24 protein-coding genes are annotated in these 23,122 nt (G+C 48.0%); 9 read left to right on the top strand and 15 right to left on the bottom strand.

What is annotated here, in order from left to right; translation table 11 throughout:
* Positions 1–35: 35 nt before the first annotated feature.
* The 3 genes from BMW94_RS01000 to BMW94_RS00990 all read left to right on the top strand — a co-directional run bounded on the left by BMW94_RS01000 (position 36) and on the right by BMW94_RS00990 (position 2,185).
* Complete coding sequence (locus BMW94_RS01000) at positions 36–1,034, top strand: YpdA family putative bacillithiol disulfide reductase (protein WP_090993607.1); 999 nt, start codon at positions 36–38, stop codon at positions 1,032–1,034.
* A 5-nt stretch (positions 1,035–1,039) separates the two neighbouring features.
* Positions 1,040–1,483: a DUF441 domain-containing protein gene (locus tag BMW94_RS00995; RefSeq protein WP_090993605.1), complete on the top strand. Its 444-nt coding sequence runs from the start codon at positions 1,040–1,042 to the stop codon at positions 1,481–1,483.
* A gap of 186 nt (positions 1,484–1,669) precedes the next feature.
* Positions 1,670–2,185, top strand: coding sequence for an ADP-heptose synthase (locus tag BMW94_RS00990; RefSeq protein WP_090993603.1), 516 nt, complete (start codon positions 1,670–1,672; stop codon positions 2,183–2,185).
* 124 nt (positions 2,186–2,309) lie between these two features.
* Here the strand turns inward: BMW94_RS00990 and BMW94_RS00985 are convergent, their stop codons facing one another.
* Positions 2,310–2,759 (bottom strand): NUDIX domain-containing protein, encoded by a 450-nt coding sequence (locus BMW94_RS00985; protein WP_175480540.1) that lies wholly within the window; start codon positions 2,757–2,759, stop codon positions 2,310–2,312.
* A gap of 71 nt (positions 2,760–2,830) precedes the next feature.
* Complete coding sequence (locus BMW94_RS00980) at positions 2,831–3,127, bottom strand: HesB/YadR/YfhF family protein (protein WP_024630313.1); 297 nt, start codon at positions 3,125–3,127, stop codon at positions 2,831–2,833.
* A 531-nt stretch (positions 3,128–3,658) separates the two neighbouring features.
* Between BMW94_RS00980 and BMW94_RS00975 the strand changes: the two genes are divergently transcribed.
* The 5 genes from BMW94_RS00975 (at position 3,659) to BMW94_RS30335 (ending at position 9,504) form a co-directional block, all read left to right on the top strand.
* Positions 3,659–5,404, top strand: a complete 1,746-nt coding sequence (locus BMW94_RS00975) for an ABC transporter ATP-binding protein (RefSeq protein ID WP_090993599.1) — start codon at positions 3,659–3,661, stop codon at positions 5,402–5,404.
* Positions 5,405–5,416: 12 nt separating this feature from the next.
* Entirely contained in the window at positions 5,417–7,507 is a 2,091-nt protein-coding gene (locus BMW94_RS00970; protein WP_090993597.1) for an ABC transporter ATP-binding protein, read from the top strand.
* Positions 7,508–7,833: 326 nt separating this feature from the next.
* On the top strand, positions 7,834–8,517 hold the full coding sequence (locus BMW94_RS00965) for a TetR/AcrR family transcriptional regulator (protein ID WP_090993595.1): 684 nt from the start codon (positions 7,834–7,836) through the stop codon (positions 8,515–8,517).
* A gap of 5 nt (positions 8,518–8,522) precedes the next feature.
* Positions 8,523–9,305, top strand: coding sequence for a DUF4097 family beta strand repeat-containing protein (locus BMW94_RS00960; protein WP_090993593.1), 783 nt, complete (start codon positions 8,523–8,525; stop codon positions 9,303–9,305).
* 25 nt (positions 9,306–9,330) lie between these two features.
* Positions 9,331–9,504 (top strand): hypothetical protein, encoded by a 174-nt coding sequence (locus BMW94_RS30335; protein WP_162842452.1) that lies wholly within the window; start codon positions 9,331–9,333, stop codon positions 9,502–9,504.
* Positions 9,505–9,577: 73 nt separating this feature from the next.
* Here BMW94_RS30335 and BMW94_RS00955 read toward each other — a convergent pair whose 3' ends face one another.
* The 7 genes from BMW94_RS00955 to BMW94_RS00925 all read right to left on the bottom strand — a co-directional run bounded on the left by BMW94_RS00955 (position 9,578) and on the right by BMW94_RS00925 (position 16,548).
* Positions 9,578–10,207 carry a YdcF family protein gene (locus BMW94_RS00955; RefSeq protein WP_090993591.1) on the bottom strand — a complete coding sequence of 210 codons (630 nt, stop codon included), beginning with the start codon at positions 10,205–10,207 and terminating at the stop codon, positions 9,578–9,580.
* Positions 10,207–10,758, bottom strand: a complete 552-nt coding sequence (locus BMW94_RS00950) for a hypothetical protein (RefSeq protein WP_063566340.1) — start codon at positions 10,756–10,758, stop codon at positions 10,207–10,209. Before BMW94_RS00950 ends, BMW94_RS00955 begins: the two co-directional genes overlap by 1 nt.
* Positions 10,759–10,978: 220 nt before the next feature.
* Positions 10,979–11,566, bottom strand: coding sequence for a hypothetical protein (locus BMW94_RS00945; protein WP_090993589.1), 588 nt, complete (start codon positions 11,564–11,566; stop codon positions 10,979–10,981).
* On the bottom strand, positions 11,563–12,618 hold the full coding sequence (locus BMW94_RS00940; RefSeq protein ID WP_090993587.1) for an ATP-binding cassette domain-containing protein: 1,056 nt from the start codon (positions 12,616–12,618) through the stop codon (positions 11,563–11,565). The genes BMW94_RS00945 and BMW94_RS00940 overlap by 4 nt, the downstream gene beginning before the upstream one ends.
* A 4-nt stretch (positions 12,619–12,622) precedes the next feature.
* Entirely contained in the window at positions 12,623–14,362 is a 1,740-nt protein-coding gene (argS, locus tag BMW94_RS00935; protein WP_090993585.1) for an arginine--tRNA ligase, read from the bottom strand.
* Between the two features lie 637 nt (positions 14,363–14,999).
* A complete protein-coding gene (locus BMW94_RS00930; RefSeq protein WP_090993583.1) occupies positions 15,000–15,335 on the bottom strand; it encodes a four-helix bundle copper-binding protein in 336 nt (111 codons plus the stop codon).
* Positions 15,336–15,399: 64 nt separating this feature from the next.
* On the bottom strand, positions 15,400–16,548 hold the full coding sequence (locus tag BMW94_RS00925) for a GTP-binding protein (RefSeq protein WP_090993581.1): 1,149 nt from the start codon (positions 16,546–16,548) through the stop codon (positions 15,400–15,402).
* Positions 16,549–16,714: 166 nt separating this feature from the next.
* Here BMW94_RS00925 and BMW94_RS00920 point away from each other — a divergent pair, with 166 nt between their 5' ends.
* On the top strand, positions 16,715–17,236 hold the full coding sequence (locus BMW94_RS00920) for a MogA/MoaB family molybdenum cofactor biosynthesis protein (protein WP_090896123.1): 522 nt from the start codon (positions 16,715–16,717) through the stop codon (positions 17,234–17,236).
* 41 nt (positions 17,237–17,277) lie between these two features.
* Here the strand turns inward: BMW94_RS00920 and BMW94_RS00915 are convergent, their stop codons facing one another.
* The 6 genes from BMW94_RS00915 to BMW94_RS00890 all read right to left on the bottom strand — a co-directional run bounded on the left by BMW94_RS00915 (position 17,278) and on the right by BMW94_RS00890 (position 23,080).
* Entirely contained in the window at positions 17,278–17,832 is a 555-nt protein-coding gene (locus tag BMW94_RS00915; protein ID WP_090993579.1) for a hypothetical protein, read from the bottom strand.
* Between the two features lie 74 nt (positions 17,833–17,906).
* Complete coding sequence (locus BMW94_RS00910; protein ID WP_090993577.1) at positions 17,907–18,926, bottom strand: acrylyl-CoA reductase family protein; 1,020 nt, start codon at positions 18,924–18,926, stop codon at positions 17,907–17,909.
* Between the two features lie 101 nt (positions 18,927–19,027).
* Positions 19,028–19,675, bottom strand: a complete 648-nt coding sequence (locus BMW94_RS00905) for a hypothetical protein (RefSeq protein ID WP_090993575.1) — start codon at positions 19,673–19,675, stop codon at positions 19,028–19,030.
* Positions 19,676–19,976: 301 nt separating this feature from the next.
* The gene (locus tag BMW94_RS00900) at positions 19,977–21,431 is read right to left on the bottom strand and encodes a nicotinate phosphoribosyltransferase (RefSeq protein ID WP_090993572.1); all 1,455 of its coding nucleotides are present in this window, start codon (positions 21,429–21,431) and stop codon (positions 19,977–19,979) included.
* A 205-nt stretch (positions 21,432–21,636) separates the two neighbouring features.
* Positions 21,637–22,206 (bottom strand): cysteine hydrolase family protein, encoded by a 570-nt coding sequence (locus BMW94_RS00895; RefSeq protein WP_090993570.1) that lies wholly within the window; start codon positions 22,204–22,206, stop codon positions 21,637–21,639.
* Positions 22,207–22,276: 70 nt separating this feature from the next.
* A complete protein-coding gene (locus tag BMW94_RS00890) occupies positions 22,277–23,080 on the bottom strand; it encodes an NUDIX hydrolase (protein WP_062326181.1) in 804 nt (267 codons plus the stop codon).
* Positions 23,081–23,122 lie beyond the last annotated feature (42 nt).

The raw sequence follows: 23,122 nt of genomic DNA, 5'->3' as shown, positions 1-23,122 counted from the left end.
GGATTATAGTGCTTGAAATAAGGAGGATTAAGAACATGGAAGATGTCATTATTATCGGCGGAGGCCCATGCGGTCTATCTGCTGCCATTGAATGCGAACGGCTGGGACTCTCCGCTGTAATTGTTGAGAAGTACAATATCGTCCAATCTATTTATCTGTATCCAACCCATATGCAGTTTTTCAGTACAGCGGAATTACTTGAGATCGGGAATATTCCGTTCAGCACACCGAACGACAAACCTTTTCGTTACGAGGCACTTGCCTATTATCGCAAGGTAGCCGAACATTTCGGCCTGCGTGTTCATAACTATGAGGAAGCCCAAGAAATCAAACGCAAGGACGATGGCACGTTCGAGGTACATACAATCAATCGGCGTGGGCAAGCAATCGTTCATGAAGGACGAAATGTCGTTGTTGCTACAGGTTATTTTGACCACCCTAACTATCTTGGCATCCCTGGCGAAGACAAGGATAAAGTCACTCACTATTTCCGTGAAGCTCATCCTTACACGCGTACACGTGTCGCCATTATTGGAGGCAGTAATTCAGCTGTCGATGCTGCCATGGAACTGGTTCGTGTCGGCGCACATATTGACATGGTTTATCGTGGGAGCGGTGTTTCGGAACATATTAAACCGTGGGTTCGTCCATTGTTTGAAAGCATGGTGCAAAAAGGAAAAATTTCACTGCACCTTGGCTCGCGTGTAAATGAAATTTTGGACGATTCCATTCGTTTGCTGCATTCTGATGGATCCACAAGTGAACTCGACAATGACTTTGTGCTGGCCTTGACCGGATTCCGTCCTGACCGCAAGCTGCTTTCTTCCGTAGGTGTCGAGATGTCCGAGGATATGGATAAACCGGTGTATGACCCGCAGACAATGGAAAGCAGCGTGCCAGGCATATACGTTGGCGGAGTAATCGCATCAGGCCGCAATGCCAATGAAGTATTTATTGAATCCGGGCGCTGGCATGGAAGATATATTGCAGAACACATCGTAGGTCGTCATCGCGGGCAGACCGAAGGGGAATGAAATCGATGGATATGACCTCACTGCTGTTGCTCGTGTTTGCCGCGCTAGGTATTATCAGCAGTAATACACCCGTAACCGTAGCCATGGTATTTCTATTGTTGCTGCGGGTGCTGAACTTTAATCAGGCTTTTCCCTGGCTGGAAAAGTACGGACTTACGATCGGTATCATCATCCTGACCATTGGTGTTATGGCACCTCTCGCCAGCGGCAAGATCAGTTTGCAGACGATTGGAGAGTCTTTTCTGCACTGGAAGTCGCTGCTCGCCATCGGTGTGGGATTACTTGTCGCTCATCTGGGCGGACGAGGAGCCACGCTAATGAGTACACAGCCTACCGTCGTTGCCGGGCTGCTTATTGGTACGGTGCTTGGGGTTGCCTTGTTCAAGGGTGTACCGGTCGGTCCCCTGATTGCAGCAGGAATTTTATCGTTACTGCTCGGAAAATCATGATCAAAGTTGGGACTTGACATCCTTGTGCTGACTGGCTGTTTTTCCCACCATTGTATGATATACTTCTATTCATGCAATTCAAGCACCCAAGTCCATAGCAGAGAAATCAATTTGATGATCCTCTATACAAAATAAAATTGATTCACCTCGCAACTATATAATGGCCGCAGGAGGATTCAGGAACCCATGTCACGTCAGTTTGTTACAGAAGCCGTGATGGTGGCAATTTACGGTCAATTGCTCGCGCCGCCGGCGCCTGTTGAATATATTGTTCCTTACACCACCATCCTGGAGTTATATGAATTTCAGACCAGCCCTGACCCTTTGATGGATAATCCGGCGGATGACCAGCATGTGAAATCCAAGATTAACGAAATGCTTTCTTATTTTGAAGAACCATTGAATAAGAAAAAAATAGAGCGCGCCCTGGCTGTTCCCTGGGCCAAAAGTCCATCCATTTTGTTTGGTGATCAGGTCTCCATCGCCATTATTAATGCGGTTGATACCGCACAATATGGGGAATATTTTGATCCCATTGAGACTGAACTGCTTCTCACTTCGCAGCGTTTGGATACCCCCATCCTTACCGATCAGGTCGAATTGATCGCACGCATTATTGAATCAGCATCTCCTGTGCAGGTGTTCGATATTGACGATTTTGATTTTGCGATGGATGATGAAGAACCGCTTGATCAAGTCTAGTTATGACGAGAAACAGATAGCTCACAAGAAAGATCATTTACTCATGGATTTCGGTCCATAGATTGCTGATTGCCACAACAAAGAAGACGCCTTCCCGGCAGGAAAGGCGTCTTCTTTGTTGCGTTTATTCGATTTCGGAAGACCTCAGCAGCAAGCGACTAAGATCGTTCAGCCTGGGCAATGATTTGAGATCAAAAAACTTCAGCCCTGCTTCGCTATTCACTCGGGATTCTACGAGCGAATCCTGAACAATTTGTGTCCTGAACATGGCAATGACAAAATATTCTTCATCCCCACTGGCATGCAAATGTCTCAGATTCGGACCGGAATGCAAACCCTCAAGTGTCATATGATTGGTGGTCCACCCCGTTTCTTCCCACAGTTCCCTGTGCGCGGTGTCCTCAATGGCTTCTCCCGGGCGCATCTGTCCCGCAGGAATACGCCAATGTCCGTGTTCAGCATGCTGGATCAGCAATAATTCACCTTGTTCATTCTCAGCCCGAACCGCTGCCTTAACAACAATATGAGAGCGATTCGCGATATACTGGGCCAAATCTCGGGCTGGCGGATTCATGTCGTATCTCCTCCTGTTCGAAAATCGGTGCGACCGGTGATGAGCCATTCTATATACGCGGAGACATCACGTTAAATCTCAGTGTAGCGATATTCGATATCCTGTCCTTCTTCAACAACATCTACATGAAGTTGATGACCCTTCAGATACCAGTAATCATGATCTTCCATAAAAAATTGGATACCCGATACCTTCGTTTGATCAGCAGGATGTCTCGGTTCCTCCACGGCAATTCCAAGGGAGAAGCCAGGATGCAGACCTCCGCCGGAGCTATAACGGGCGAAGAAGCGAATGCTGTCTCCTTCGTTCAAATTCAGTTCTTCCTTATACCAGCGAGCAGCGCGGTCAGATACATGTATGGTACTCATTTGGTGTCAGCTCCTTCTCTATATATATGTTCCATCATATCGCTACAATGGCCTGATTACAAACCTCAACTACCCCAAATAAACAAAAAAAGTTCATTCACTTGTCATAATTCCATCACAATGCGCAGCATCTTCTATTTTGGAAAAACGTTTGACAGATTGTAAAAGTCGGTGTTAAGATGCAAACATACGAGATCCACATGCAATTTATTACCAAAAAAGAAAGGGTGATTACGGTGTTTAACAATGACGATCTACATCAATTCAGCATACAACTAAATACCGGAGCACCCATGAAATCGTTATTCCGTTCATAAGACCGCATCACAGAAGCCTCTAATCAGGTTTGCTGTTTTGTACTCTCACAATCGAACTTTATTTACGGTGGTGGCTCTGCTCTCGGAGCCATGCTGCCGTATGAATGATACCCAAGACATACCGCCTGCGTGCGGTATGTCTTTTTTTGTGGGCTCAAATGGCTAAACATGAACGGAACATGCATTTCACGAACTTGAAAGGAAGGGATACCACTTGTTCTCTGTACTTAAAAATCTAGCCTGGTTTTTCCGGCTGGAACGCAAACGATACCTCATTGGTGTCACCTTGCTTATTATGGTGGGCATCATCGAACTGCTGCCACCTCGTCTTCTGGGCAATGCCATTGACGAGATTGTACGCGGTTCCATCACCGGCGCCTCACTTACACGTTACATTTTACTTATTCTAGGATCGGTCATCATTATTTATCTGACAACGTACATATGGATGCACAAACTGTTTGGCGGTGCCAATCTGGTTGAACGTTTGCTGCGGTCACGCTTTATGGACCATTTGCTGCGAATGACCCCGCCCTTTTTTGAGAAAAACAGAACTGGCGATCTGATGGCACGTGCCACGAATGATCTTCGTTCCATTGCTACCACAGCAGGCTTCGGCATGCTGACGTTAACCGACTCCACTGCTTTTCTGGCAACCGTATTATTCGCCATGGGTTTTCTAGTTAGCTGGAAATTGACCCTGGCCGCAATTCTGCCTCTGCCTTTTATCGCTATCGCCATGATGATCTATGGTAAAGCCGTCCATCAACGATACACACTGGCACAGGATGCATTCGGGGATATGAACGATCAGGTGCTTGAATCTATTGCCGGCATTCGAGTTGTGCGTGCCTATGTTCAGGAACGACTGGACGAGAAAAGGTTCGCCGATGTCACCGAAGATGTGTACCGCAAAAATCTGGCCGTTGCCAAGATGGATGCACTGTTCGAACCTACCATCCGGTTATGTGTCGGACTCAGTTATGTGATTGCACTCGCCTATGGCATTTATCTTGTTTTTCATAATGAAATCACCCTAGGGGATCTCGTATCGTTCAATATGTACCTGGGGATGATGATCTGGCCAATGTTCGCCATTGGCGAATTGATTAACTTGATGCAGCGTGGTAGCGCCTCACTCGATCGTGTTAATGAGACGCTATCTGTAGAACCTGCCGTGAAAGATGTTGAGCAGCCTGCTCATATTACTAATCCGGAAGAGATCGCCATGCAGGATGTTACCTTCCGTTATCCTAGTTCTACTGTAGACAATCTCAGTCATGTCAGCTTTTCACTTCGACGCGGGCAGACACTGGGGATCGTGGGACGTACAGGTAGCGGCAAGTCCACCCTGCTCAAACAATTGCTTCATGAATACCCGGCAGGATCGGGTAAATTAAGCATCTCTGGTCATCCGATTCAGGATATCGCCAAAGATGACCTGCACAGCTGGATTGGATATGTTCCACAGGAACAGGTGCTGTTCTCCAAATCAGTCCGTCAGAACATTCAATTCGGCAAGCCGGGTGCAGATGACAGTGTAATTATGGAAGCGATTCGCACCGCAGCCTTTGATGGAGATCTGGGCACATTATCCGATGGACTGGACACACTCGTTGGTGAAAAAGGAATTGCGCTGTCCGGTGGACAGAAACAGCGTGTATCGCTGGCGCGTGCCTTTATCGCCGATCCGGACATTTTGATTCTAGATGATGCTTTATCTGCCGTCGATGCACGAACTGAAGCCAAAATTATTGAAAATATACGCAACAAACGCTCGGGCAAAACAACGCTGATCTCGACTCACCGCCTGTCCGCTATTGAACACGCTGACCGAATCATCGTACTGGAGCACGGGAAAATAACGGAAGAAGGAACCCATCAGGAACTGCTTGCTATGAACGGCTGGTACCGTGAACAGTATGAACGGCAACAGGTGGAGTCTAATTTGTCCACGTAGGAGGTCAACGCTTTGAAGTCTAATACAGGCAAACGGCTGCTTCAATACGCCCTAAAAGCCAAAGGTACGTTTATTGCCGCTTTAATTATGCTTACGATTGGAGTTGCGGCTGAACTTGCCGGCCCTTTCATCGCCAAGTCCATGATCGACAATCATTTGCTCGCCATTGAGCAGCCATTCTACGAGACTACAGCTTCAAGCGAAGCGGCGGTCTACAATGGAAAGAACTACAAACGTGAAGGCCGGTTTGAACCGGATGAAACGAAAGGTACCGAGGTACGCGTACTGCAAGCCGGTAGAAGTTTTTATTTTGTGAACGAACCTGTTAGTGCCCCCGATGGGGACCGAACCTATGCGGACGGAACACTGACGGTTACACGCGCAGGCGAGGTGACGGGTCAATATGCGGCGGTGCCTCTATCCGCTGGTGAACTCTTTGCCTTTTACAAACCGGAAATGCCAAGCATCTATCAACTGATTGTGTACTACATGATCTTCCTTGTCATCTCGGTCATAATGGAGTTTGGTAAAACATACTGGCTGCAATCCTCTGCCAACAAAGTCATTCAAAGACTTCGTAACGATGTGTATGCACACATCCAGCGATTGCCAGTACACTTTTTCGATAACCTGCCCGCAGGGAAAGTGGTTTCTCGAGTCACCAACGATACTGAAGCCGTCAAGGATCTGTTCGTTGCGGTTCTTTCGAACTTTTTCTCAGGCATCATTACAATTACGGGAGTGTACGTTGCGCTCTTCCTGCTGGATTTCCGCCTCGGATTGATCTCGCTGTTCGTTGTGCCGATGCTGGTTCTGTGGATTGTGCTTTATCGTAAAATCGCTACTCGCTACAATACAATTATTCGTTCACGTCTGAGCGAGATTAATGCAATTATTAACGAATCCATTCAGGGGATGTCCATTATCCGGGTATTCCGTCATCAGAAACAGACCAAGCAGGAATTCGAGGATCTGAATGATGATTATATGAAACACCAGAATAAAATGCTCAACCTGAACGCTTTCACCTCACACAACCTGGTTAACGTCCTGCGGAATATCGCTTTTGCAGTTGTTCTGTGGTACTTCGGTTCTAGTGTGCTGGACGGCACGAGTATCATCTCACTGGGTGTGCTATATGCATTCGTTGACGTTCTCGGACGTTTGTTCCAGCCGATTACAGGTATGGTGAACCAACTCGCTAACCTGGACTCCTCTATGGTATCCGCCGGACGTGTATTTGAACTGATGGATGAGAAAGGTGAACCGGTAACCGATGGCTCGATGCCGAGGTACAAAGGAAATGTCGTGTTTGACGATGTATCTTTTGCCTATAAAAAAGATTATGTGCTGAACAACATTTCGTTCAAAGCCTCACAAGGTCAAACGGTCGCCCTGGTGGGCCATACCGGTTCCGGTAAAAGCTCGATTATCAACCTGCTGTTCCGGTTCTATGATCCACAGAAGGGCAAGATCACGATTGACGGTCAGAACGTGAAGGATCTGCCTAAACAGTGGATTCGCGAACATATGGGCATTGTACTGCAAGATCCGTACCTATTCACGGGTACCGTTGCTTCCAATGTCAGTCTCGGAGATGAACAGATTACTCGAGCACAGATTGAACAGGCGCTGCGCGATGTAGGTGCAGAGCGAATTCTCGCCCATCTACCGCAAGGATTCGACGAGCCGGTTATCGAAAAAGGAAGTACCTTATCTGCCGGACAACGGCAATTGATCTCCTTCGCTCGTGCACTGGCGTTCGATCCAGCCATCCTGATTCTCGATGAAGCTACGGCGAATATTGATACGGAAACGGAAGCATTGATTCAAAATGCACTCGAAGTCCTCAAAAAAGGCCGGACTACCTTCATCATCGCCCACCGTCTGTCCACCATTCGTTCAGCAGACCAGATTCTCGTCCTACATCGCGGACGGATTGTGGAACAAGGTGCCCATGATGAACTGATGAAACTCAAGGGACGCTATTATCAGATGTATCAGCTACAGCAAGGTGCCCAAGCAGCACCGGATACGAATGGAAACAACCCACTGGGTGAGGCCATTCGAACCACTTCTTCCTTTGCTGGAGGCGGCGTGTAAGTAAAACGGGAATTCAAGTTCAATTCAACAACCAACCGATATGCCCGTGGACCTCTTGGTCTGCGGCGGATCGGTTTTATTTTGTCCATGACGCAAAATCCGAAAGAAGGTTGGTTGCTCAATCTACTTTACTCTGGTCCCACTTTACTTTTCTCCGCTCTTATTTATCTTTTCTTGATCTTACCTTTTCTCAATAAACTCAAGATTTGATCGATATAAACTTCCTTCGTGTATTCACTCCTTCTGATTTCCTCTTATTGACAATGGAAACATCTCTCTGTATTATACATACCAACGGTCGGTATCTAAAATATAAGGAGGTTATTATGGCCAGAAATAAGCACCCTGAGCAGACAGTACAGCAGATTCTGAACGTCGCTGCGCAGTTGTTCACAGATAAAGGATTTGAAAAGACGAGTATCCAGGACATCATTGTTGCCCTAGGCATGTCCAAGGGAGCTGTGTATCATCACTTTAGATCCAAAGAGGAAATACTGGAGGCGGTCTTGGAGCAACAGTTCAACTATACGGCTCAAATGCTGGATCAATTAGTTACAAATACAACGACCACCCCAGCACGAAACAAGTTAGTTCAGATTTTGGAGCATGTCGTCTCTGATCAACAGGCTCATTCCTTGGATCGCGTACTTCGAGCCCAGATCAAAAATCCAGTGTTCATTGTACGAGGGATTCAACAAGCCGTGCGAATCGATGCCCCGGTGATTGCAGCGATTTTGCGTGAAGGCATTACAGATGGATCTATCCATACCGAAGATCCTGAAGCTTGTGCAGAAGTATTCATGATGCTGGTCAATATATGGATTAATCCAACACTGTTCGACCGCAATTCGACCGAAACGAAGCAACGTCTTTATTTTTTACAGCGGTTGATGAACATGCTTGGTGCCGATATTGTGAGTGAATCGCTAATTGAACGTATTCTAGACCAACATGCTGCCATGGGTGCTTATCCTATTCTGGATGAAGACGATGACAGAAATGAGGGATAACCATTTTGAAACCTAATGGACAGATGATTTGCAAAGAATGGTTGTCTGAAGACCCCCTTCTCGCTCTTACTCTGGAATGGATGCAAGGCGAAGTGCATATCAGCCAAGGTACAGAAGCGGTTATTCGTGTTACTCAATGGGGCTCCGCTCGTTTTCCAAGAACTCGATGTTTTGAAGCTAACGTCAGCCACGGTTTATTACATCTGATCGATGGACGAAAACAAGCTTTTCCGCTGGGCATTAACTTTCACCGCACATCGCTCCACATTGTACTGCCGCCTGCGGTCTTGAAAAGGCTATCGATCAACGGAGTTGGTTCCCACTTTCTTGTAGATAACGTTTCTTCGGAACAATGGGATTGTGACTGTACATCCGGCAAGCTCATCTTAACTGGCCATGCCCAGCATATCCGTCTACGATCCGTGGGCAGTCGGGTTACAGCAACAGACCTCCATGCCGAACATATGCAACTGCAATCCACTTCTTCACCTGTTCAATTATCAGGTCAGTTCACCCATATTCAATCTAAAGTGACAGGCAGCCAACTCACCATTCACTCCTCAACGATGCTTCAATCTCTGGATAGTCGCTCCACAGGTTGTAACGTTGAAGTGCGAATCCCAGCAGATAACGATGGATTCAAGTTAGACTTCAAGCAGGCTGGGGGCCGATTCAGCAGTGATCTCCCGCTTCAATCCAATCATAATCAACATACGTATCGTAACGGTACTTATCCATTTCAAGCAGAGGTCAGAGGTGGGAAGCTCACCATAGGGAGCTCTTCTTAACATTCCATATAGAGGAGGTAAACATATGAGCATCGGCTGGATTGTTGGCAGCAGCTTGGCTACCGTGGTATTACTTGCGGGGATCATCAGTTTGTTCATCGGTATACGTAAAAACAATCATCGGCGCTGGCCTTGGTGGTTCATCGGTTTTGGGGTGGCTGCACTGGTTAGTGCAGCGATTAATTATCCCGGAACATAGAAACGTCGGGTCAACATACGCAAAAAAAAGACAATCGCGCAGTCCAGTCACTTTCCGTGCTGCTGCGGATTGTCTATCCATCTATCCATCCTTTGACCATATATCCCATATATAATATCGTTTCTCTTGCCAGAAAAGGAAATTGGCTGCGCCAGGTCTGGTAAGCCGTCGTTCGTGTTGGGGACGGGACAGCATCCATGCCGAGTCCCTTAGCAAGCTTCATCGCCCGTTTCATATGCAGCGGGTCACTTACAAGGGTGTAGGTGCGAAAACCCGCCTGTTCTCCAACGCTAAGCGAGTTCACCAGATTCTCCTCTGTAATTCTCGACTCTGTCTCCATTTGAATATCTGCCGGATCTACACCATGTGCAACAGCATAATCTCGTCCTACTTCAGCTTCGGCACGCTCACCTGGACTGCCAGAACCACCAGTAAAGAGCAGATGGCTGATCGTCCCCTGGCGATATAATACGATGGCATGCTCAATACGTTCGCGAAATACGGGTGAAGGGTTGTCCCCTTCTACGGCTGCACCGAGGATGATGGCTGCATCACTCTGTCTGGATGATTCATCATCGGTGTAGGCCCAGATGAGCGAAGCTGTAGTTATCGTCCATATGACCCCAAGCAACACAAGCGATGCAATGGTTATTACAAGCCAGTGTCTGCTTTTTATTTTACGCATACGGGACTTGCCTTTCATCACAATGATTCATCCTCTTCCAGTGCCCGGGCGTGCATGCTCTCTGCATGCATACGTTCGAGTGTCTGCAACGCCGCAGCGGATTCAGCATCCAGCCCCAGCTCTGCAATCCAGGCACCTGTGTACTGCTGCAGACTAATCTCCAGTTCCTGTGCACGGTCTTTGAAATCCTCCAGCTCCTTGATCATGCGTGATCGTCCTTCAGGACTGAATGTCTCATGAATGCGTTCCTTAAAATAGTGATGTACAATGCTATTACGCTGCTTCCATAGTTCATTCAACTGACGAGTCTCTTCCTCCGAAAAAGTAAAATGATGACGCACCTCATGAATGAGTTGCCCAAGTGAACTGCTCATCTTCCGTTCGTACAGATCTTCCAGATCTTCTTCGGATACAACCTTGCCCTGGGACATTTTCATTAATAAAATCAGATTGACCAGTTGCTGTTCAAGCGCCTGTCCATAATATACAGCCAATCCGTAGTATGCAAACAATTCTCTGGAGTGTTCGCTGTCCAGCATGTCACCATGCTGCATGTCTGTCTTTTGCATAAGCGAGCCCCCTTTATCTCCGTACCATACTTTCCATCCAACGTCCCTCTATGGTAACGAAACACGGACCAACATTCAAGTTCAGCGGCATAATAGCTCTAACTCCGTACATCCCTTCTTCCCGATAACCATATATGAATGATGAGTAGAACTATGGCATAGAGTATAGTCCACACTGTCGTCAGAACAACAGCCCCCAACTTCGATTCTTCAAATAACATCATCTCACGAACGAGATAAAAGGCCGGAGCAGAATCTTGACAACCCACTGTATGGATTCAGGCAAACGTCCGCTTAATGAACCTTGGACAAACGATAATAACAATAAAACAATGAAAGGCGGCATACTGCGGCTCAGCATGGGAATGTATGATTTTTGGAAGAACACACTGAGCCCCAGACCCAGGAGCGACAACGCCAAATGTCCGGCCCAAGCCATGATCCACTCCCCAGCGCTTGGTAGCCTCGCAAACATGCCCGTAACAACCGGATATAACACGGTAATTGCAGTCAGGCCGAACTGCATGATCAACGCACAAATTAATTGTGCGAAGACTACCTTGCGTTTGCTACCTGCATGCAGAACAAGCAATTGATACTGCCCCGCAGGTTCCGTATTCATTACCGTCAAGCCCAGCCAGGCCGCACCAAAAAAGAGAAGCATGGCCGTAACGCTGTAACTGTCTGCAACAGGATTAGGTTTGTAGGAATAGATCAGCACCATCGTAATGATATAAAAGATCACCGGCGCAACATATTTCTGTGAACGTATGTAATGTTTTAATAAATAACGGGTCAAATGGATCATTGGAGGTCGCCTCCTGCCGCAGATATAGAGGAAAGGCTCTCAGCAACTTCCCTACTTATAGCCTCACCTGGGTGCCGCCCCTCCATCAACCCTTCCATATTTAATTGGCTCTCTTCCGGCTGTACAGACACAATGGAACCGCCAGCAGCCAGAATCATTCCAATAATCCGATCTGCCGAACTGCGTGACACCTTCCAATCCCATACTTCTCGCCCATCATCCTGACGAACCTTACCGCGATGGCATGCAATGATTCCCGGTTGATCAACAAGCAACACATCGATAACGGATTGTTCCAGCCCTTCCATCACACTTTGGATACTCACAGCGGGCTCACCAGCTTGCTGCAAATCTTCCTGACTCCAGCGACGCAGCAACGTTCCCTTCTGTAACACGATGACCTGATCCGCGAGACGTTCAATCAGCAATGGCTCATGGCAAGCTGTAACGATCTGGCTTCCTTCCTGTTTCCATTGTCTGAGCAAAGCTACAATTGCTTCCTGTGCCGGAACGTCCAGACCAGACAAGGGTTCATCAAGCAGCAATAACCCATCAGGTCCAGGCAGCAAAGCCTGAATCAAATTCACCTTCTGCAACGTACCTTTGGATAACTGAGGCAGGTTCTGATCCAGCGCCGTGCCCACGAATAACAGCTCACTCAATTCGCCTATCCGTTGTCGCAATATTTCAGGGCGCATGCCTCGAATACGTCCCATTTCCCACAGATACTCTCTTGGGGTGAAGGGCAGGCGTGGCAGTCCATCCAGTGCATACATAATCCGTCCATGCATAGGCTGGCGCAGCAAGCCTGAGTCGGGCAGTAACATACCCGCCAGCACACGCAGCAATGTGCTTTTGCCTGAGCCATTCCTGCCCACCAGGACGATGCACTCCCCCTGACCTACTTCCAGATTGATATCATTCAATACCTGCACATCCCCAAGTCGTTTGCTCACCTGTTGTAGCGATATGATTCGTCCGTTTAAGTCTGCTGCTGCTTTTCCTGCTTTATCAAAGAATCTACTTGCCCTGGCACTTGCCCTCCATCCCATGGAATCACATCCTTTCAGGAGCCTGAACGCCAAGTAAATAAAGGCTGTAGGCAAGACGCTCCGCCGTACGCTCTGTTAACGCGACCCGGAAGGGTTTTACGTCAGCCGGCGCATCCGCAATCCGTTCCGCATGATAGAAACGGTTGAACGCTTGGGCAACATCTATCGCATATTTGGCAACAACGGAAGGCTCGTTGCGATGAATTGCTTTTTCCAGATACTGAGGATAATCCGCCAGCAGTTTCAGCAATGCCCATGAAGTGTCACCGACCATGACCGGCTTGTTCTCTGAGTTTGCCGCAGCATTGTTACTACTACTGCTACGAACATTCTCTAATTGATTTTCATTTCCCACGCGCTCAGCCTCTGCTGCCTTTGCAAGCACACTGTTAATCCGGGCATGTGTATATTGCACATAAGGTCCTGTCTCGCCTTCAAAGCTCACCGCATCTTCGAGCGAAAAATCGACGTCGTTCAACCGGTTATTGCGCAGATCACCGAATACAATCGCACCTACACCAACCGCTTCCGCAACCTCCTGCGAATTCCGCAGATTCGGATTTTTCTCCTGAATAATCTGTAATGCCCGAGCAACCGCCTCGTCCAGTACCTCCTGCAAAAAGACGACTTTCCCCCGGCGGGTAGACATCTTCCGTCCTTCGAAACGCATCAAGCCAAACGGAATATGTTCACAAATTTCAGACCACTGATACCCCATCCGGGATAATACCGCAAATACCTGACGGAAATGAAGCTTCTGCTCCCCCCCGACCACGTACAGCATTTTATCCGCCTTCATCACATCATGACGATAAACGGCTGTTGCCAAATCCCGTGTTGGATAGATGGTTGTTCCATCGGTTTTGATAATCAGGCAAGGTGGCATATTCTCCTCCTCCAAACGTACCACCAATGCGCCTTCGCTCTCTTCGAGTAATCCTTTTGCTTTCAATTCTTCAACTATTGCACCCATCTTGTCGTTATAAAAGCTCTCACCCAGCGTATGGTCAAAGCGTACATTTAGACGCTCATACATCCGGTTGAATTCTTTCATGCTCACCTCTACAAAAAAGGTCCATAACCGCTGCGCCTCTTCATCCCCTTGCTCCAGCTTGCGGAACCAATCTCTTGCCTCAATCTCCAAAGATGGATCATTCTCCGCCTCATCGTGAAAACGAACATACAACTCCAATGATGTACGAATCGGCTCAGCCTGTAGCGCTTCATCATTACCCCAACGTTTATATGCTGCAATCTGTTTGCCAAATTGCGTTCCCCAATCCCCCAGGTGATTTACACTGACCGAAGTATAGCCTGCCTCGTTATATAACCGATATAATGCTGCCCCAATCACGGTGGAGCGCAGATGACCGATTCCGAATGGCTTGGCGATGTTAGGCGACGACATGTCGATCACAACGCGTGCACCTGCCCCCAGCTGCAGCTTGCCAAATGTTTTAAGTCCCAGTTCTTGCAGCAGCTTCGGTGCCAGCTCTTCCCGATTGAAGCGTATGTTCACATAGGGTCCTGCTGGTGAAGCATCCAGTCCAACGGTCTGTAATTGAGCTGCGATATCAGCGGCGATAACCGCGGGTGCTTTTTTCAACGACTTGGCCAGAATAAAGCAGGGAAACGCCGCATCTCCCATCTCCGCCTGTGGTGGAACCTCCAGTAATCTCAACACCTCGTCTTGCTTCAATCCCGTTAAGGGAGCAAGTTGTGCTGCTGCCTGATTCATCAACATGTTGAACACTCCTAGTCATTATCATATTTAGCCATGCTATGGAAAACAAAAAAAGCCCTCGTCTCTATATCAGAGACGAGAGCTGATCTTCACAGTTCCCGCGGTACCACTCTAGGTGAGCAGATGGCGAATGCACATCAAAGTACATTCACAGTCTGCTCCGCTCGGTGCGATTAACGGCCGCCTGCCGGATTGCCCTCATGACCTGCTCTTCATCCTCTCAAGGATGTAAACATGCCTTCGGACAACCATCTCACGGGTGCGCTTCACTCAGGTCATGTCATACCGGCTTCCACCTGCTCCGGCTCGCTGTCATGCATGGATTCTGGCTACTCTCCCGATCACGGATATTCATCGTTTCAATTCATTGCCATCATTATACAGATCACGCTCTGCTTTGGCAACCTGTTACATGCATTTCCCAATGGAGAGCCTGCTGGCGATAGAAGTTCTCGCCTGCGATGGTGAAGAATGTTAATATGCTGAATCCATAAAAAATCCCCTCCAGCAGACAGCGTTGCAAAACATCTTATCGGATGTCTTATTACGTTGTCTTCTGTGAGGGGATTAGCCCGGCATCTTTGCAAATTATCCAGGCTTTTTATTTTCAATTCAATTTAATTCAATGGAGTTATATTTACGCAACCGCGGCCATCATGCGGCAAGCCTCCGCACATTTGCGGCAAGCTTCTGCGCAAGCCTGGCAGTGATCATGTTGATGTTTGCCACACTCAGCAGCACAAGCTTCACATGCTTTCACACATAGTTCGCAAATTTCGGCGATGAAATCACTTCCACGTGTCATGGCTTGAGCAGCAAAACTACAAATTTCCGCACATTCCCGATTCAAACGAATGCAATCACGCAGCATTGCCAGATCATATTCTTTCAGACTGGATATGTAACATACGTTGCAAGCATTCATACACTCCAGGCAAGCATCGATACATTGCTGATATTGTTGTTGTGTCATTTAAAGTTACCTCCCAGACTAAGTTTGCTATGCTTCTTAATACCCCGTCTGGAGGAACCTTGAATCATTCAGCCTGATTTGCAGCTTCTAATTCCAGCAACTGGTTGCGAATGATCGACTGATCGAAGTGCTCACCTATAAACACAGCGACGTTAGGCACATCCCCTTGAGGTGTGATCTTCATATAATCCGATTCCCGGTAAGCATATTGGAACCAGAACCGACTGGACGTATCGCTAAAGGATAAAATCCCTTTTGCCCTGTACACGTCGCGTGGTAACTCAGCTATCAAACGCTCAAAAGCCTCGCTGTTCACCGGCTGGGTGAAATAGTGCGTATATACCATGACATGTTCATGCGAAGCATGGGGATGGACATGATTATGACTATGGTTGTGGTCATGAGGAGGTTCATGGTCATTTTCCTGAGAATGTTGATGTCCTTCGTGATCATGATCGACTTGCTCATGATGTTCATGTCCATGATCATGGCTGCATCCATGCTCTGCACAAGCCTCAGAATGCACGTGCTGTTCCTTATCCGCGTGTTTACTCGTCTCCTCAACAGATTGATAGGCATGCACATGGTCTCCGCTACGAAGCAGCACATCCATGTCGATTTCACACTTCACCGTAGGCAATACCGGAGCGAAACCATTCCAGCGTGCCAACAGGTCCCGCAGATCTGCTAACTGCTGCTCATTCACCCGGTCCGTTTTGTTGAGGAGAAGTACAGACGCACAGCGAATCTGTTCCTGCATCAGCTTGAAGGTTTGTCCCTTCTGCTCCTGGTACAGCCCTGACAGATGCGCGGCATCCACCACAGTAATAAGGCTTTTCAGCTCCAGTCGCAAATAAAGTGATGTTTCCGTAACTGCATCCAGAATCTCCATCGGATTGGCTGCTCCCGTTGCTTCGATGATAATGACATCAGGCGATTCCTCCTGCACAAGATCAGCAAGTTGCAGCCCCAAGTCACCGCGCACTGTACAGCAGATGCATCCTCCCAACATTTCCGTCATGGGCACGGAAGCATCCACAATCTGACCATCCAGATTGACTTCACCCAATTCATTCATGACCACAGCGGGCCGGAGACCTTGTTGCTGCCAATGTTCAATCAGTTGAACAAGCAGTGTCGTTTTGCCACTGCCCAAGAAGCCTGACAATATATATACAGGTATGGATGATTCATTTGTTTTTAATTCACTCATCGTTGTTCACCTCTCTATTTATCCAATGGAACTGGTCTATCTCTATCCTAGCGAGTGTACACTATCCGGCAATCTTTGCGCAATCCTGGCCTTCTATTTGCAAGTGCATTGCCTCATTCTACTGAATGGTCTATGCTATGAGAACATGTTGATTGGAGGAGGATGCATGATGACCAATTCAGTGGAACAACATCGTCAGGAAGCCCCTGACACGGTATCCTGTATGATTGTAACCGTTTCAGATACCCGTACCAAGGACACTGATACAAGCGGACAACTTATGCATAAGCTGCTGACCGATTCAGGCTACCAGATCGTCGAATATATCATTACACCGGATGAAACTGAAACCATTCGAAGCATCCTGCAGGATGCAGCCGTTCGTGACGATATCGAAGCCGTGCTGCTCAGCGGTGGGACCGGAATTGCACCCCGAGATACAACATACGAGGCAGTGTCTTCACTACTCGACAAGGAGCTGCCTGGCTTTGGTGAGATCTTCCGCTTCCTCAGTTATACCGAGGATATCGGTTCTGCTGCCATTCTTAGCCGGGCGGTAGCCGGAACGATCGGGCGCACAGCCGTATTCTCCATGCCAGGCTCCAGGGGAGCTGTCAAGTTGGCAATGGAAAAACTCATTTTGCCTGAACTGAGGCATGTCATGCGTGAAATATATAAACCCGTCTGAATAATCAGACGGGTTTTTCGGATTTATTTTAGTGGAGTCCATTACTTCAGTTGCTCAAGCACATGCTGGAATACCTGCATGACGTCTTCTTCATAATCGTCCTTTTCTCCACCTGAAGCCGTATAGACCAGTGACACGTAGTCTTTGCTGCGAATCGTTGTTTTGCCAAGTACATTTTCCATCACAGCCTCATCGCCATCAATACCGTACATTTCGTTCACCCGGGCTATTCTTGTAGGGACATCACTGAAAATGTGGACCTTTACAATATGTCTGCCACTTCCATTGAGCAGGTACATATAAGAGATTCCGTCCTCACCATCATCCGCGGACATATTATTCATCAACTTTATGCCTTTTGCAGCAAAAGCTTCATCCAGCTCCTGAATTAATGGACCGTTCAACCCGTGACCTTGACTCTTTGCCCGAACATTTCCTTCATCCGTCGCTTGTCGGGTATATATTTTCCGTTCCTGCTCCACATTTGATGCTGAACACGCCACTGTAGATATTGCACATAGCACCACGACCATACTGACCAAGACAGACTTCACACGTCCAGATCTATAGTGCAATCCTTTTCTGTTAACACGCATACTCATCCTTCCTTTCCCGCCACATGCACGGTGACGCTCTCAGGTAGAGTTAGCATGTCTAGGAGAAAAGAATCTTATTCGGCAGGCGTATCGGACATCGTATTCACTACCGTACGACCTACAGCACCGCCCTTGAGGATCGTTTCCAGTGTCTGAGGCAGTTGTGCCCATGAGATTTCCTGAATCCCCAGCTCCAGTGCCCGATCCGGCTTCCATTCTCCGCCAAGCAGCTTCCATATCCGTTCCCGCCGTTCCATCGGGCAATAGACGGAATCAATCCCAATCAATTGAATCCCCCGCAAAATAAACGGAAATACGGTGGACTCAAACGCAGCCCCTCCGGTTAAGCCTGATACGGCGACAGCGCCTCCGTATTGAATCTGTTTAAGACGTTCGGCCAGTGCCGGACCTGCTGCCGGATCAATAACACCTGCCCAGAGCTGTTTGCCCATTGCTCCCTTGGCTGGCGCATCCGCTTCTTCGCGTGAAATGACATGTGAGGCACCCAGATTCCGAAGCAGCTGCTCCTGTTGATCTTTTTTGCCTGTACTTGCTGTCACTTCAAATCCCAGCTTCGCCAGAATAGCTACTGCCATACTGCCTACGCCTCCGGTTCCTCCGGTCACCAGAATATTTCCCATCTCCGGAGTCACTCCAGCCCGCAACAAAGCATCTACCGAAAGTGCCGCAGTGAACCCTGCCGTTCCAATTGCCATCGCTTCCTTCTCACTGAGTCCATGTGGCAGAGGAACAAGCCATTCGCTGCGCAGACGCGCATATTGACTATACCCTCCAAAATGAGAAACGCCCGGTTCGAAGCCTGTGCTGATCACTCGATCCCCCGGTGCAAACCGGCCGCTTACGGATTCCTCTACAATCCCTGCAAGATCGATCCCCGGTACGATCGGATATTCGCGAACCACACCGCCCTTTTCAGTTGTGGCGAGACCATCTTTAAAATTGACGCTTGAGTATTGAACCTGAAGGGTTACGTCACCATTAGGCAAGTCCTCTTTCGTCAGCTGCTCCATTGCAGCCTTCACGCCACCCTGTTCTTCTTTACGCACGACATAGGCAGGAAAAGTATTTTTCATTCGTTATTCTCTCCTTGATTATAAATTTACATATTTTTCTATTCGCATCATGAATTGTTCGCCTTCAGGTTAAACAAGTATAAGGTCGGCATCCGTCCGGCTCAATCTCTCCGGCTAGTCATTAAATAAATGAGGGGGCCTATCAATGGGATCACCCCTGCAACGGCCCATCCGCGAGATTTACGACTGTCAGAAGCATCCCTGAACAATGCGATCATTGAAAGCAAAGTTAGGATGACGAAATCAATTGTCATAATATGTACAAAGGAAGACTCCCTGAACGCTTCCATGTATACATCAGGATGGCCTTGAGTCACTGCATAGAAGCCCGTGCCCAATGTAAGCAGCAGCAGAACCACATGGGTCAGCTTATGAGCTGCCACACGTCCAATACCCGATTCACGCTGACTGCCAAAAGACAGTTGTTCGTAAACCGAACCTCTGTGTGTTTGTGAGGACCACGCAAAATAAGGCAGCAGCGCAAAGGCACCCAAACCAAAAGACAGCAACACAAAGGGCCACGCCGGTACACGAGATCCTCTCGCTTTCCCTGACCTCCTTAACAGCAGGCAAGCGAAAATAGCCGGATAAATCCCAAGCCACGAAAATACCGTTAGTAGCCAGGGTTCTTTGCTTTGCAGTGTAACCAGCTCTTTAAAATAAGGGTCACTCCCAAGAGACTGCCCAGGTATCCAAAACCAGGCATACGCAATGAAGGCCAGCCAGATCAGTGCCAAAATCCATTTCATGGTTACACCTCCTCTTTCATTCATCCCCGGCAGATAAGCAATTGAAACAGCCACAGAAACGGATCCTGTCGAAAGGTAAGCTCGTAAAGATGCAGCATTTGACGTCTCCTGCGCTTTCCCGAGAAATAATTGCTTCATTTGGCTTGTGACCTGCGTACGTTGAAAACATAGTATACCGCAGTTTATGGACGGTCTGTCCATGATGTTGCACACACCATCCGTCGTTTTTTGAACACAATGCTGAAAGAGCAAAAAGGCATAACCCGGTCTACTTCCTTCCGGTTATGCCCCTTTATTTGATTTATTCTTCGGTGAATTGCACGTGCTCTGCAATGAGCTTCTGCTTCATATTCCAGGCCGCAGGGCTGATATTTACGCGGTAAATCTCAGGATTGAGTTTACGCAGATATTCCGGCCAGAAGAGATCCATCTGCTCGCGGTGATAACTTCGAATTTCATCCAGGGTAGGCAGCTCATACACTTTGCGCCCATTCACAAAGATCGGTTCCAGCATGTTCACTGCTTCGTAGCGGGTTACCGTCTTTTTCAGATAAGGGTGTAGCGGGTTGAACAGCTTGAGCGGCCCGCCCTGTAGCGGCTGCTCTTCTCCTGGATAGCAGATATAATCTGCAATCGCCTTGCCATGTTTCGGATCAATGATCCGGAAGACTTCTTTTTTACCTGGTGTGGAGACTTTTTCGGGATTGGCCGAAATTTTGATCGTTGGCAGCATGGCACCATCCACTTCACGCTCCACCAATTTGTACACGCCACCCAAAGAAGGTTGGTCGGAAGCGGTAATTAGTTGTGTGCCCACTCCCCATGTATCGATGCGAGCTCCTTGCGCCTTAAGGTTGAAAATTGTATTTTCATCCAGATCGTTGGAAGCTACAATCTTCACGTAATCCAGTCCGGCGTCGTCCAGCATCTGCCGAGCTTGAATGGATAGATACGCAAGGTCCCCGCTATCCAGACGAATGGCGTTCATCTTTTTCCCCTGGCTCTCCAGCTTCTTGGCAGTCTTGATTGCATGAGGAACACCACTGTTCAATGTATCAAAAGTATCCACCAGCAGTGTCACTTGATCTGGCAGCACTTTGGCATAGACGTCAAACGCCTCCTGCTCACTCATAAAACTCTGCACCCATGAATGGGCATGTGTCCCTGCTGTCGGAATTCCAAAGCGCTCTCCAGCCAGCATATTAGACGTTGCATGGAATCCTGCCACATACGAGGCACGCGCCCCCCAAATGGCCGCATCCGCTTCCTGTGCACGTCGTGTTCCGAATTCGAGCAACGTGTCCTGACTTGCCACCTGTTTGATCCGGGAAGCCTTCGTTGCAATTAACGTCTGATAATTCATGAAGTTAAGTATCGCCGTCTCCACCAGTTGTGTCTCCATAATGGAGCCTTCTACCCGAATGAGCGGTTCATCAGGGAAAACGAGCGCCCCTTCCTTCATGGAATGAATCGTCCCCTGAAATGAAAACTGGAGCAACTCTTCCAGAAAGACCGGATCGTAATTTTCCTCTTGTTTGGATAAATATTTGATGTCGTCCATCGTAAACCGAAGCTGGCTGATATAATTCACAATGCGTTCCAATCCGGCAAATACGGCATATCCGTTGCCAAAAGGAAGCTTGCGGAAATAGGCTTCAAACACCGCTTTCCGTTTGTGAGTTCCATTCACCCAGTGGGCGTACATCATATTGATTTGATATTTATCCGTATGTAAAGCCAGGCTAGTCGTCTGCATTTGTCTCATCCTCTCTGACTTCCGCTTGTGCCGGCAGGACTAGCCTACAGACACGGGTCAACATGTGGAGACTCATTGCTCATGATTCATGATTCTGGTTACGTACCATTGCATAAGTCTCCGGTTTATTCCTATTCACCATATTCCCCAGCAACATAACACTTGTTCAACCAACAGAATATGATGGATATAATTACAGGTTCGTTTACAGGTTCAAGCCTGCGAGAACGGTATCGCTCGCTTTGACCACTTGAGCCCCAAGACTGGAACGAAAATGTCCAAGCGCCCAATCATGTCCCGCTGGATTAAAGCTCGCTACGGCGTCTTCATATACCGTTATGTGAAAACCTATATTATAAGCATCCACAGCCGTATGCAGTACGCAAATATCCGTACATACACCGATCAGCGCAATGTCTGTTATTCCACGTTCACGCAGCCGCAGCTCCAGATCTGTACCACAGAATGCGCTGTATCTTGTTTTATCCATCCAATGAATCTGAGATTCCCGTTCTTCCATAACCTGGGCCAGACGACCATAAAGCTGTCTGCCCTCCGTACCCCTGATGTTATGGGGCGGAAAAAGGGCCGTTTCCGGATGGTAAGGATCATTCTCTTCATGCAAGTCCACAGCCATAACAACCTCATGCTTGTTATGGCAATAAGCCTCCGTTATCGCTGCAATCGTCTCCTCAATCTCCACAGCAGGCTGGCCTACAGGCAACGAACCTGTCACAAAATCACGTGTAAAATCGATTACAATCAGTGCTTTCATCGTCCACACTCCCTTTTTGAGAATAGGTTGATCCTGATTCTGATTCAATCCATCATGATTCGCTTGCGAATTAAGTATAGATGGAAAGACGAGGTACAAGCTCGGTAAAACGGTATAACTGCGCTGGACGCTGTGAGTATTGATTGGAGCTTAGCAGGTTGCCCTCCTCATCCCGAACCTCTTCCACAATGCCTTTGCGGCTACGTGTAGAAGTGATCTTCCGAATGAAATTCGGTTCTTCAAAGTCAGGCACAACACTCTGAATCACTTGGTATAACTCGCTTAGTGTAAAATCACGAGGCAGGAATTGTCGTGCAATCGTCGTTTCCAGCATTTGCTGTTGAATACGCCGGTACGCATCTTCTATAATCGTGCGGTGATCAAAGGCGAGCTCAAGCTCCTGCAATGCTTCCTGAATCGTAAATAATCCAACATCCTCAGCATCATCTGCCGCCTGACGGTGTTCCAGCATCCATTCCTCTACCAGCGCAAAAAACGCATGGGAGATAATCCATCCTCTGGGGTCACGCCCAGGCTGACTATATACATTCAAATACTCCAGATGTCCGCCGTCCACACCTGTCTCTTCCATCAACTCGCGCTTTGCAGCACCATAGATGGATTCATTTTCCTGACAAAATCCACCGGGCAACGCCCATCTTCCCGCAAAAGGCCAACCTTTGCGTTTGATTAGCATGACCTTCAACTCCCGGATGGGTAGTGTCTTGGTTACCGTCTTGCGCTCGCGCTTGGTCAAGGTGAACATGACGATATCCGCAGGCACGCCATCGGGGGTACGATATTTCTTGGAACTATAGGCACGTGCTGCCTGTTCATCGCTTTCAGCATTGAATTGTTCGTAGTTTTCGCTCATGGGCACCACCGACTATTCTCATTTTGATATTTTCATTATGAC

The organism is Paenibacillus sp. OK003, from assembly GCF_900109515.1.
GTDB classification, from domain to species: Bacteria; Bacillota; Bacilli; order Paenibacillales; family Paenibacillaceae; genus Paenibacillus; species Paenibacillus marchantiae.
Note: the sequence above shows the minus strand (reverse complement) of the source record. Positions and strands in the feature narration are given on the sequence as shown.

Bases quoted from the DNA above. Each gene is read 5' to 3' on its own strand.
- BMW94_RS01000 (WP_090993607.1), top strand. From the start codon at position 36: ATGGAAGATGTCATTATTATCGGCGGAGGCCCATGCGGTCTATCTGCT.
- BMW94_RS00995 (WP_090993605.1), top strand. From the start codon at position 1,040: ATGGATATGACCTCACTGCTGTTGCTCGTGTTTGCCGCGCTAGGTATT.
- BMW94_RS00990 (WP_090993603.1), top strand. From the start codon at position 1,670: ATGTCACGTCAGTTTGTTACAGAAGCCGTGATGGTGGCAATTTACGGT.
- BMW94_RS00985 (WP_175480540.1), bottom strand. From the start codon at position 2,759: ATGAATCCGCCAGCCCGAGATTTGGCCCAGTATATCGCGAATCGCTCT.
- BMW94_RS00980 (WP_024630313.1), bottom strand. From the start codon at position 3,127: ATGAGTACCATACATGTATCTGACCGCGCTGCTCGCTGGTATAAGGAA.
- BMW94_RS00965 (WP_090993595.1), top strand. From the start codon at position 7,834: ATGGCCAGAAATAAGCACCCTGAGCAGACAGTACAGCAGATTCTGAAC.
- BMW94_RS30335 (WP_162842452.1), top strand. From the start codon at position 9,331: ATGAGCATCGGCTGGATTGTTGGCAGCAGCTTGGCTACCGTGGTATTA.
- BMW94_RS00955 (WP_090993591.1), bottom strand. From the start codon at position 10,207: ATGAAAGGCAAGTCCCGTATGCGTAAAATAAAAAGCAGACACTGGCTT.
- BMW94_RS00950 (WP_063566340.1), bottom strand. From the start codon at position 10,758: ATGCAAAAGACAGACATGCAGCATGGTGACATGCTGGACAGCGAACAC.
- BMW94_RS00945 (WP_090993589.1), bottom strand. From the start codon at position 11,566: ATGATCCATTTGACCCGTTATTTATTAAAACATTACATACGTTCACAG.
- BMW94_RS00940 (WP_090993587.1), bottom strand. From the start codon at position 12,618: ATGGGATGGAGGGCAAGTGCCAGGGCAAGTAGATTCTTTGATAAAGCA.
- argS (WP_090993585.1), bottom strand. From the start codon at position 14,362: ATGTTGATGAATCAGGCAGCAGCACAACTTGCTCCCTTAACGGGATTG.
- BMW94_RS00930 (WP_090993583.1), bottom strand. From the start codon at position 15,335: ATGACACAACAACAATATCAGCAATGTATCGATGCTTGCCTGGAGTGT.
- BMW94_RS00925 (WP_090993581.1), bottom strand. From the start codon at position 16,548: ATGAGTGAATTAAAAACAAATGAATCATCCATACCTGTATATATATTG.
- BMW94_RS00920 (WP_090896123.1), top strand. From the start codon at position 16,715: ATGATGACCAATTCAGTGGAACAACATCGTCAGGAAGCCCCTGACACG.
- BMW94_RS00915 (WP_090993579.1), bottom strand. From the start codon at position 17,832: ATGCGTGTTAACAGAAAAGGATTGCACTATAGATCTGGACGTGTGAAG.
- BMW94_RS00910 (WP_090993577.1), bottom strand. From the start codon at position 18,926: ATGAAAAATACTTTTCCTGCCTATGTCGTGCGTAAAGAAGAACAGGGT.
- BMW94_RS00905 (WP_090993575.1), bottom strand. From the start codon at position 19,675: ATGAAATGGATTTTGGCACTGATCTGGCTGGCCTTCATTGCGTATGCC.
- BMW94_RS00900 (WP_090993572.1), bottom strand. From the start codon at position 21,431: ATGCAGACGACTAGCCTGGCTTTACATACGGATAAATATCAAATCAAT.
- BMW94_RS00895 (WP_090993570.1), bottom strand. From the start codon at position 22,206: ATGAAAGCACTGATTGTAATCGATTTTACACGTGATTTTGTGACAGGT.
- BMW94_RS00890 (WP_062326181.1), bottom strand. From the start codon at position 23,080: ATGAGCGAAAACTACGAACAATTCAATGCTGAAAGCGATGAACAGGCA.